Raw genomic sequence first — 11910 nt, forward strand, 5'->3', positions numbered from 1 at the left:
TTATAGAAAATGGAGGTTATTTAATTTGAATATAGAGAATCTAAGTCATTATAGTGGAAATTTAGGAAGAGAAATGGTTCTTAATAGATATGGACATGCAGGATTACCGATTGTTGTTTTTCCATCATCTGGGGGAACACACAATGAGTATTATGATTTTGGTATGATACATGCTTGTGAAAGATTTATCAATGAAGGGAAAGTACAATTTTTCACATTATCAAGTGTCGATAGCGAATCATGGCTATGTGATTGGAAAAATGGTCATGATAGAGCATTAGCACATACACAATATGAAAAGTATGTAATTGAAGAAGCCATACCATTTATTAAGCATAAAACAGGTTGGTTTGGTCAAATGATGGCTACAGGTTGTAGTATGGGGGGATATCATTCTTTTAATATCTTCTTACAGCATCCGGATGTATTTGGAAAAGTCATTGCTCTAAGTGGAGTTTATGATGCTAGATATTTCGTAGGTGAATATGGTAATGATGAGTTAATCTACAGAAATTCACCTAGTGATAATATTTGGAATCAAAATGATGGATGGTTTATAGATCACTATAGAAATGCAGATATTATTGTTTGTACTGGTTTAGGGCCGTGGGAACAAGATGGTCTACCATCATTTTACAGTTTGAAAAAAGCATTTGAAGAAAAAAATATTCCAGCATGGTTTGATGTTTGGGGCGATGATGTTGCACACGACTGGCCTTGGTGGAGAATCCAAATGCCATACTTTTTAGATAAATTAAATTTATAATAATAAGAGGAGAAAGTATTTATGAATTACATAGTTATATCACCATATTACCCACATAATTTTCAAAAGTTTTCTATAGAATTAAAGAATCAAGGAATAAATGTACTAGGAATTGGAGAAGAACCGTACGATCAACTTGATCAAAGATTAAAAGAAGCTCTAACTGAATATTTTAGAGTTAATAGCTTAGATGATGTTGATGAAGTTAAACGTGCAGTGGCGTTTTTATATCACAAACATGGCCATATTGATAGAATAGAATCGCAAAATGAGCACTGGATGGAACTTGATGCTGCTTTACGTACACAGTTTAATGTATTTGGTTTAAAAGAACATGATCTTAAGAAAACAAAACACAAATCAGAGATGAAAAAATACTTTGAAAAAGCTGGAGTTCCTGTTGTACCAGGTTTCTTAGTGAAAAAAGAAGGAGACATCGAAAAAGGTGTAAAAAAATTGAAACTTCCATTAATTGCTAAGCCTGATAATGGAGTAGGTGCTTCTGCAACTTATAAACTTAAAGATAAGAAAGATGTAGAAAACTTTAAAAAAGAATGGGATGGTACTACTCACTACTTCTTAGAACCTTTCGTTGATAATTCTGACATTGTAACTTTTGATGGATTAGTAGATGCTAAAGGAAATATCGTATTTTATACAAGTATTGTTTACTATCACACTCCATTAGATTTACTGAATAACAATACTCTAGATTGGGTATATTACATTGATAAAGATTTAGATCCAAAATTAGTAGAGTATGGTAAAAATTCTGTTAAAGCCTTTGGAATGAAAGAACGTTTCTTCCATATTGAATTCTTTAAAACTAAAGATGATTATATTGCAATAGAGTATAATAACCGTCCAGCAGGAGCGTTTGCTGTAGATGTTTATAACTTTGCACATTCAACAGATTATTTCAGAGTATATGCTGAGGTGGCTAATGGAACATTTAATGGTTTAAATGTTGATGAAAAATATGGGTTAGCTTCAACACGTCGTGATTATAAAGATTATGTACACTCTGATGAAGAAATTAGAGAAAAATATCAAGATAAACTGAAAGCTGTTCTAAGAATGCCAGAAGCCTTTGCTGAACTTCAAGGAAACACAATGTATGTTCTTGTAGCTGATACACTTGAAGAAATGAAAGAAATGGAAAGATTTGTAGGGAAGTTAAAATAGAGTAAAATATATAAAATAGAAATTAACTCGAAGTTGATTTCTATTTTTTTGTAAAACTATTCTATTAATATACATTATTAAGTTTTAAATTACGAAATAACGTGTAATAATACTTGAATTATATTTGGAAGTATGTTAAGCTTTAACTGAAAAAAGTTAAAAAAAGGAGACCAACATGAATATATCTAGGGAACATTTAGAATTATTATCTCAAAATTTTAAAAATATTGATGAAACTACAAAGGAGATAATAAACTTAGAAGCAATATTAACATTGCCAAAAGGAACAGAACACTTTTTAAGTGATATTCACGGAGAATACGAGGCCTTTGATCATATTTTGAGAAATGGCTCAGGTATTATTAAAGAAAAACTTAAAGAAGTGTTTGGAAACAGACTACCTAAAAAAGATTTGAATTTACTGGCTACTATAATCTATTATCCAGAAGAAAAATTAAATCTTTTAAGAAAAGAATATGATGTATGTGATTATAAAGAATTTCAAAAAATTATTCTTCTTCGTTTATTAGAAGTAACACAGGTAGCCGCAAGGAAGTACACAAGATCTAAAGTAAGAAAAATCTTGCCGAAAGATTTTAAGTATATTATTGAAGAATTACTTTACAAAATGCAAAGTAGTGATAAAAATGACTACTATGATAGAATTCTTGAAAATATAATTGAATTAGGTGCTGGTGATAAATTCATTATTGAATTATCATTAAGTATTCATAAGTTAATCATAGATCATTTACATATTGTAGGTGATATTTATGATAGAGGTCCGTTTCCAGATAAAATTATGGATAGATTGCTGAATTATCATTCGCTTGATATTCAATGGGGAAATCATGATATGCTATGGATAGGGGCTTATCTTGGAGATAGAATATCATTAGCAAATGTTATAAGAATATGTGCGAGATATGATAATTTGGACATTATTGAAGATAGATACGGAATTCCACTTAGAAATTTATTAAATTTTAGTGAAACATATTATAAAGATGATAATTGTAAAGAGTTTTTACCAAAACTATCTAAAAATGATGAGTTAAAATATAGTGAACATGAGATTATGCAAATAGCAAGAATGCATAAAGCTATGGCGATAATTCAATTTAAACTAGAAAAACAAATTATCGACAAACACCCAGAATTTAAATTGCAAAGACGAGCATTACTAGATAAGATAAACTTTAAAAAACAAACAGTAAAAATTAACGGTAAAGAATATCCATTAACTTCATGTAATTTCCCGACAGTAGATGAAAAAAATCCTTATCAATTAACAGAAGAAGAAGAGAAGATTATTAATAGATTAAAAGAATCATTTATAACGAGTGAAAAGTTGAAAAAACATGTTGAATTATTTATTAACAAAGGCGGTATGTATTGTTGCTATAATGGAAACCTGCTGTTACATGGTTGTATGCCAGTAGATGAGAAAGGTAACTTCCAGGAATTTTCTTTTGAAGGATATAAGTATTCTGGAAAAAGATTACTAGACTTTTTTGATAAGAAAATTCGCAGCATATTTTATTGTGATCGTAGAGAAGATAATGGCTTGTTCTTTTATCTTTGGCAAGGACAATTTTCTCCGTTATTTGGTAAATGTGATATGACAACTTTTGAGAGATATTTTATCGAGGATAAGACCACTCATGAGGAAGTAAAAAATGCTTATTACAAACTTAGAGATAATGAAGAGTTTTGTATTAAGTTATTAAATGAGTTTGGTTTAACTAGTGAGGGTCACATTATAAATGGACACACTCCAGTTAAGGAAACAAAAGGAGAAAATCCGATAAAAGCTAATGGTAGAACGATAGTTATCGATGGAGGAATGTCTAGAGCATATCATAAAACAACAGGGCACGGCGGATATACTTTAACTTATAACTCTTATGGTTTACAAATAATGAGTCATGATATATTCCAAAGTAAAGAAGAATCAATCAAAAATGAGACAGATATAATTTCAACTAAGAGAGTAGTAGACAAATTATGTAGAAAAAAAGTGATTGATACTGATAGTGGTGTTAAGATACTTAAACAAATTGAATTATTGAAAATTCTATTAGAGGAGTATAGACAAGGTACGATTTGTGAGAGATAAGTTAATTAAAAGGAGGTTCTAATCTCCTTTTAATTGTATTTATAAAAATAATCGAAAATATCTAAATAGAAGATTTTGGGACTTTCCTATTTTTAGTGAGGTATACTATGTATTTGATTGGAAATATTAAAAAAATAAAATTTTTTATTGACAATATAAGCAAATTATATTATACTAATTTTTAGTTAATTGAATATGTACCTCACAAAATAAGTGAGGTAGAGGTTGCGATTTTTATCAGTAGAGTAATTGAAAGTGTAGGGCTTGATGAGATTACTTGAAAGGAAACGTCGCCGAAATGATATTAATCCTATGTTAATATTGTTGGGCCTATATTGAACTAAGTATAGGACTGTCATAGTCGTGAGGCTATGTTGCGCTACTAATATCTTGTTTTGGAGAGATAATGTGAAGTATAACTCCGTGCAAATATGGTAGAAGTTATGCTTTTTTATTTTATCAAGGAGGTTTTTATTATGACAAACAACAGCAATAACAATAATGCAACAGAAGTAAAAAGAAATTTACGATCACGTCATATTAGTATGATTGCTATCGGTGGATGTATCGGTAGTGGGTTGTTCATGACAAGTGGTCAAGCAATTCAAAGTGCCGGACCTGGGGGAGCTATTGTAGCTTATCTATGTATCGGGCTTATGGTGTATTTCTTAATGACATCATTAGGAGAAATGGCAACATATCTTCCTACATCAGGGTCATTTAGTACATATGCAACACGTTATGTGGATCCTTCATTAGGATTTGCTTTAGGATGGAACTATTGGTTTAACTGGGTAATTACAGTAGCAGCTGACGTAGAGCTATCTGCATTAGCAATTAGTTATTGGGAGCCTATGCGAGTACTTCCTCACTGGGCTTGGAGCTTATTATTCCTAGTTATTATTATCGCTTTAAACTCACTTAGTGTTAAAGTTTATGGTGAAAGTGAATACTGGTTTGCACTTATTAAAGTAGTAGTAGTAATCATTTTCCTAGTAGTTGGATGTTTAACTATCTTCGGGATTTTAGGTGGAGAATACATTGGATTCAAAAACTTAACAATTGGTGATGCACCATTCGTTGGAGAAGATTCTTCATTATCAGGACAAATTCTTGCAACTCTTGGAGTATTCTTAATCGCTGGATATTCATTCCAAGGTACTGAGTTAATCGGTATTACAGCTGGAGAAAGTGAAAACCCAGAGAAAAGTATTCCAAAAGCAGTAAAACAAGTATTCTGGAGAATTTTAATTTTCTACGTACTAGCTATCTTAGTTATCGGATTATTAATTCCTTATACTTCACCAGATTTATTAGGTGCTGCAAGTGCAGAAGAAATTGCTAAATCACCATTTACAATCGTCTTCAAAAATGCAGGATTTGCTCTAGCGGCAAGTGTTATGAATGCGGTAATCTTAACATCAATTTTATCAGCTGGTAACTCAGGTATGTATGCCTCAACAAGAATGCTTTATGCAATGAGTAAAGAAAAACTTGCGTATCCAATTTTTGGACGTGTTACAAAATATGGAACACCGGTTATCTCATTAATCGCAACAGCTGTAGTAGTATTCTTAATCTTCTTAATCCAACTTACAAGTGCTAATGCGTATACTTATATCGTTGCGGCTAGTGGATTAACTGGATTTATCGCTTGGTTAGGTATTGCATTAAGTCACTACAGATTTAGAAGAGCTTATATTGCTCAAGGTAAAGATTTAAATGATCTTAAATATAGAGCAAAATGGTTCCCAGCGGGTCCAATTATCGCTTTAGTATTATGTATTATTGTTATTATCGGTCAAGATACAGAGCTTATTACTAAAGGTGTTGTAAATTGGAGCGGAATGTTAACAACATATATGGGAGTTCCGATTTTCTTATTCTTCTATCTATATCACAAAATTAGATATAAAACAAAAGTGATACCTTTAGATAAAGTAGATTTATCACAAGATGTAGATACTAAATAATAAATAAAAAAGTTCTAGTTCGTGTTGAACTAGAATTTTTTTTGTTTATAAAGTAAAAAGATACATTATAATTTTATTGTCGAGAATTTCTATCAATTGAATCATTAATATAGTTTTTAATAACTAATTAAATAAATTATGAAAATACTATAAAATTGTAATATTTTTAGTTAAATCACGGGAAATTTTCCTTGATTTGTGGTATTATAAAGGGTAGATTAAATTTTGATAGAGGAGGAATTTCTGTGAATCTTGAATATCCATATAGTTATGAAAATGTAGAAGATATGGCGAGTAAATATTTACCAGAAGAGCAAATAAAAACAATAAGAAAAGCTTATGAATTTGCAAAAGTTGCTCATGAAGGACAATTTAGAAAATCAGGGGAACCATACATATTACACCCAGTTCAAGTTGCAGGAATTTTAACTGAGCTTAAATTAGATTATGCAACAATTTGTGCAGGATTTTTACATGATGTAGTGGAAGATACTAAGTATACATTTGATGATATTAAAGAAACATTTGGTGAAGATATAGCTGTAATAGTTGATGGTGTTACAAAATTAGATAAAGTAAAATTCCGCTCTAAAAAACAATCACAAGCAGAAAATCATAGAAAACTATTTGTATCTATAGCAAAGGACTTGCGTGTAATTTTCGTTAAGTTAGCAGATAGGCTACATAATATGAGAACTATGAAATATATGAGAGAGGAAAAACAACGTGAAATCTCTAGTGAAACACTTGAGATTTATGCACCTTTAGCTCATAGACTAGGGATAAGTTCGGTAAAATGGGAGCTAGAAGATACTTCACTTAGGTATTTACATCCATCTCAATATTTCTCAATAGTAGGAATGATGAAACAGAAAAGAAGTGCTAGGGAAGAAAGCATAAAAGATGCATGTTCAAGTATTACCTCGATTTTAGCGGAAAACAATATTAAAGCCCAAGTTACTGGTAGACCAAAACATATTTATAGTATTTATAAAAAAATGGTTAAACAAAATAAAACTTTTGACCAAATTTATGATCTATTAGCTGTTCGTGTATTAGTTGATAGTGTAGCGGATTGTTATGCTACTTTAGGTCTAGTGAATAATCTTTGGGTTCCTATTCCAGGTCGAATAAAAGATTATATTGCTATGCCAAAACCTAATATGTATCAATCATTACATACTACGGTGATAGCACCAGATGGACAAACTCTAGAAGTTCAAATTAGAACTTATGAAATGCATGAGATTGCAGAAAAAGGGATTGCCGCTCACTGGGCTTATAAAGAAGGTAAGAAAGTAAATAAAAATAATAACTTCTATGAAAAATTAAATTGGTTCCAAAAAATCGCTGAAAATGATGAAACTGAAGCGACAGCAGAAAGCTTTATGGAATCATTAAAAGTAGATTTACTAAGTGATAAAATCTATGTATTCACACCAAATAGTGATATTATAGAATTACCAAAAGGATCATGTATTGTGGACTTTGCCTATGCGATTCACTCGGAAGTAGGTAATAAAATGGTAGGGGCAACAGTAAATGATAAAATAGAACCATTTGATTATGTACTTTCTACTGGTGAAATTTGTGATATTCGTACTAGTAAAAACTCTACAGGGCCAAAACGTTCTTGGTTAGAAATTGCGAGATCATCACAAACTAAATCAAAAATTAAAGCATTTTTCAAAAAAGCTGCTCGAGAAGAAAACTTAGTTAAAGGTGAAATATTATTAAAAGATGAGATTAAAGCAAATAACTTTGATGTTGATGAAGTGTTAACGGAAGAAAATATTGCAGTTGCACTTAATAAATATAAATTTGCTAATCTTGAAGAAATGTATGTTGCTATTGGTTATGGTGGTATAACAGCTAATAAGATTTTTGCTAGGTTGACAGAGAAAATCAGAAAAGAAAAGATGACTCAAGAAAAAATTGAGAAACTTTTCAATGCAGAAGAAACTAAAAAAATAGTGACTGAAACAGGTGTTTATGTAAAAGGTGTTGATAATATTCTTGTTAGATTATCAAAATGTTGTCAGCCTATACCTGGAGATGAAATTGTAGGATTTATTACTAAAGGACGTGGTGTTACTGTTCATAGACATAACTGTCCTAATTTAACAGAAGAGGACAAAGCCAGACTACTTGAAGTTGAATGGGTAGAAAGCTTAAATGCTCGTCGTTATAGTGTTACATTGCAAATACACGCTTTTGATAGAGATTTATTATTACAAAATGTACTATTAACATTAAGTGAGAGCAGAGTAGAAATAAAAAAATTAAATTCTGAATCTAAAGTTGATAAAACTTGCGTAATAACTATTGGAATATATGTGAAAAATGTTAGTGAATGTGAATTCATGATTAAAAAACTTAGACAAATTCCAGATGTTTATAGTGTAGAAAGAATAGTTAAATAGGTGGAAATATGAAAATTGTATTGCAAAAGGTTAAAAAAGCTAGTGTAAGTGTAGATAATAAAATAGTGGGAAATATCGATAAAGGATACTGTCTTTTAGTTGGAGTCCATAAAGAATCAACAGAAGAAGATGCTAGATATTTAGCTAAGAAAATAGCTCAAGCTCGTTTATTTGAAGATGAAAATGATAAAATTAATCTAAGTCTAAAAGATGTAGGTGGTAGTATATTATCAGTTTCACAATTTACTTTATATGCCGATACTAAGAAAGGTAATAGACCTAGTTTTACGAGTGCTGCAGGTGCAGAAAAAGCTAATGAATTATATGAAAAATTTAATGAATATCTAAGAGAAGAAGGTGTAAAGGTAGAGACTGGAATTTTTCAAACAATGATGGAAGTGAATATTGTTAATGATGGTCCAGTAACTATTGTTTACGAAAAACTATTAGCAGGAAATTAATATGAGAATAAAAAGAAGAAATGGAAATGGAGTATTATTAGTAATATTTGCACTACTATTATTATTAGTAATAGGAGGGCTTATAAACTTCATTGGAGAAAAAATGAATCCTTCGGCTGGTGCTCAGAATAATATTACTATTTCTAAAGAAATAGAGCTGAGAACAGGTCCGGATGATACATATCCAGTATTAAAAAAAGTAACTGCTGGGGATAATGTTGAAATGCTAAGTAAGTCGGATACTTGGTATGAGATTAAGACAAATGATAGTTTTGTTGGATGGGTACCAGGATGGAGCATTTTGGGAAGTGGACAGAAGAGCCCTGAAGATCAAAATAAAGAAAAGCTAAAATCTTATTCAATATTATTAAATCCAGTAACAAAACAAGATGAAGGTGTTGATTATAAAGGAGTACACGCTAAGTCTTATAATCTAAAAGTCGCTAAACAGTTAAAAGAATTATTAGAAAAAGATGGTATAAAAGTGATTTTAACTAGGGACAATGATGACGTTTCTCCTACAAAAGAAGAAATAACAAAAATTGCCGCAGAAAATTCAATAGAATTGTTAATGGACATAGATACTATAAATACTAGCAATAAAGATAGTTTCGGAGTAAAAATATACTACGGAACTCAACAGTCTGCAATAGTAGCGAGAAGCATCGAGAAAAATCTTTCAGATCACTATTTATCAAAAGTATCGTCTTCTGAAAAACAAGGGAATTTTTCTCAACTTAGTGATAAATTACCACAAGTAAAAGTTATATCAGCAAATTTAGATAAAAAAGTTGATGTAGACCTATTGAATAATGAAACTGTGAATAAGCAGTATATAGATTCATTAAAAGAGGGAATCAAGGGTTACCTATATTATCTAATAAATGTAGATAATTATAATGCTAAGAGAAAAGAACAGCTACTAAACTTACCTCAAAAAGGTCTTTCTGTTCCTATGTATTATATGAAACAAGATGCATATAAAAATATTTCATATGGATTAGATAGTAAGAAAACAATCGAGACTAATGGAGATGCTATTCTTTCACTTGCTATGATTGCAAAGTACATAGGTAAAGATGAAGCAACAGTAGAAGAACTTGCGTCTTGGGCAGGAAATAAATACTATATTAAAAATCAAGGAACACAACCTACAATTGTCCCAGCTTTCGCAGATAAGTATAATCTTAAGGTTGAAAGAGTTGAGATGGACAAATTAATTGAAAATATAGAGAGTGCTATAAAAGACAATAAGCCAGTTCTTGTTAGATTAAAATCTGGTGTATTCGGTGATAGAGTAACGTACAAAGTTATTAGAGGCTTTGAAGATGATAAATTCTATATAAATGATCCAAATGATGATGATGTAAAACTTACAAGTTATAATGGATTTACAGAAAATGATCTAAAAAATAATATTGCTCAAGCATGGGTGTTTAGTAAATAAAAATATAGATTAACTTAGATAATCTCGGTTGTATACTAAATCCGGGGCATGGAAAAATTCCAGCCCCGGATTTCAATTTTTATATACAAAAAGACAAATACCCAATATAATTAAAGTGTAGAAAAATAATTAACTAAGAAAGGATATTTGTCATGTCTAATTTTATCACAAATTTACTATTAATAAAAGACCAAAATATAACTATGGATGATAAACTTGATTTAATTAATGTAGACGGTCAAGATACATTCGTATTTCATGGGACTTTATCATACAATCCAAAGTGTTGTACAAACTGTGGTTGTATAAAAGAAGGAAATAATATAGTTAAAAATGGATTCACAGATCCATTAAAAGTAGCTTTATTAAAGATATCAGAATGCCCTACATATCTACGATTAAAGAAACAACGCTTTAAATGTAAAGAATGTAATTCTAAGTTTTGTGCTGAAACATTATTTGTACAAAAACACTGCAGTATATCTAAAAATCTTATATTTCACATTATGAAGAATCTTTCTAAGACAATATCATTTAAAGATATAGCTGAATTAAGTAATGTATCAGTATCTACAGTAGTAAGAGTAATGAAATCATGTAGAGAAGCCGTAGAAATTAAGACTCATTCAAACCTACCAGAACACCTATGTTTTGATGAGATAAAGTCAACTAAAGACAGTAAAAATGGAATGAGCTTCGTATTCTTAGATGCTAAAACACATGATTTTATAGATATTGTAGATGGAAGAACTCAACATATATTAAAACAGTACTTTATGAGATATCCAAGGAAAGTAAGAAAGAAAGTAAAAACAATCTGTATAGATATTTACCCTCCTTATATGAATATGATTAGAGAGATGTTTCCTAACGCTAAAATAATTATAGATAGATTCCATATGGTACAAAATATTAATAGAGAATTAAATAAAGCTAGAATAAAACTAATGAACCAATATAAGAATAAAAAAAGTTCTACTTACACTATTTTAAAGAACTTCTGGAAAGTAATATTAGAAGATAGAGATAAAGTAAATTCAACAAAAACATTCTATTCTAGAAGCTTTAAACGCTATGTAACTAGAAAAGAAGTATTAGATTATATATTAGCTATAGATGATGAATTTACACCTAGCTATGAGAGAGTGCATGAGATAAGAGAAGCTATTAAGGCTAAAGATTCTGTAGAATTAGAGAAGTATATAGATATGGATACTAGAGGATTATCTAAAGGTGTATCTAAAGCTATAAATACTATGAAAAAGCACAAAGAGTATATGCTTAATGCTGTTAAATATAAGTATTCTAATGGTCCATTAGAAGGATTTAATAATAAAATAAAACTACTAAAGAGAGTATCTTATGGATATTCTAGCTTTAGTAATTTCAGATTACGCATTTTAATTATGTCTAGATTATTTGTTTCTGAGTATAAAAATAATGTCAAACTTAAAGAAAACAAGAAAAAATCTAAGCAGCAAAATGCTGCCTAGATTTCATTTCCTATTTTTCTCCATGCCCCGAATTTGACAAAGA

8 protein-coding genes and 1 riboswitch are annotated in these 11910 nt (G+C 30.1%); all 8 genes read left to right on the forward strand.

The window, feature by feature from the left end:
* The first annotated feature begins 25 nt into the window (after window positions 1–25).
* The 8 genes from FOC48_RS02285 to FOC48_RS02320 all read left to right on the forward strand — a co-directional run bounded on the left by FOC48_RS02285 (window position 26) and on the right by FOC48_RS02320 (window position 11867).
* Entirely contained in the window at window positions 26–766 is a 741-nt protein-coding gene (locus tag FOC48_RS02285) for an esterase family protein (RefSeq protein ID WP_003146471.1), read from the forward strand.
* Between the two features lie 21 nt (window positions 767–787).
* The gene (locus FOC48_RS02290; RefSeq protein ID WP_003146470.1) at window positions 788–1951 is read left to right on the forward strand and encodes an ATP-grasp domain-containing protein; all 1164 of its coding nucleotides are present in this window, start codon (window positions 788–790) and stop codon (window positions 1949–1951) included.
* A gap of 175 nt (window positions 1952–2126) precedes the next feature.
* Window positions 2127–4070: a fructose-bisphosphatase class III gene (locus FOC48_RS02295; protein WP_003146468.1), complete on the forward strand. Its 1944-nt coding sequence runs from the start codon at window positions 2127–2129 to the stop codon at window positions 4068–4070.
* 211 nt (window positions 4071–4281) lie between these two features.
* Window positions 4282–4460, forward strand: a riboswitch (Lysine riboswitch).
* Between the two features lie 86 nt (window positions 4461–4546).
* On the forward strand, window positions 4547–6043 hold the full coding sequence (locus FOC48_RS02300; protein ID WP_003146466.1) for an amino acid permease: 1497 nt from the start codon (window positions 4547–4549) through the stop codon (window positions 6041–6043).
* Window positions 6044–6288: 245 nt separating this feature from the next.
* Window positions 6289–8466: a RelA/SpoT family protein gene (locus FOC48_RS02305; RefSeq protein ID WP_003146465.1), complete on the forward strand. Its 2178-nt coding sequence runs from the start codon at window positions 6289–6291 to the stop codon at window positions 8464–8466.
* Window positions 8467–8474: 8 nt separating this feature from the next.
* The gene (gene dtd, locus FOC48_RS02310; protein ID WP_003146463.1) at window positions 8475–8927 is read left to right on the forward strand and encodes a D-aminoacyl-tRNA deacylase; all 453 of its coding nucleotides are present in this window, start codon (window positions 8475–8477) and stop codon (window positions 8925–8927) included.
* Between the two features lies 1 nt (window position 8928).
* Entirely contained in the window at window positions 8929–10374 is a 1446-nt protein-coding gene (locus tag FOC48_RS02315) for an N-acetylmuramoyl-L-alanine amidase (protein ID WP_003146461.1), read from the forward strand.
* A 152-nt stretch (window positions 10375–10526) separates the two neighbouring features.
* On the forward strand, window positions 10527–11867 hold the full coding sequence (locus FOC48_RS02320; RefSeq protein ID WP_003148113.1) for an ISL3 family transposase: 1341 nt from the start codon (window positions 10527–10529) through the stop codon (window positions 11865–11867).
* The last annotated feature ends 43 nt before the right edge of the window (window positions 11868–11910 follow it).

The organism is Gemella haemolysans, from assembly GCF_012273215.1.
Taxonomy (GTDB): Bacteria; Bacillota; Bacilli; order Staphylococcales; family Gemellaceae; genus Gemella; species Gemella haemolysans_A.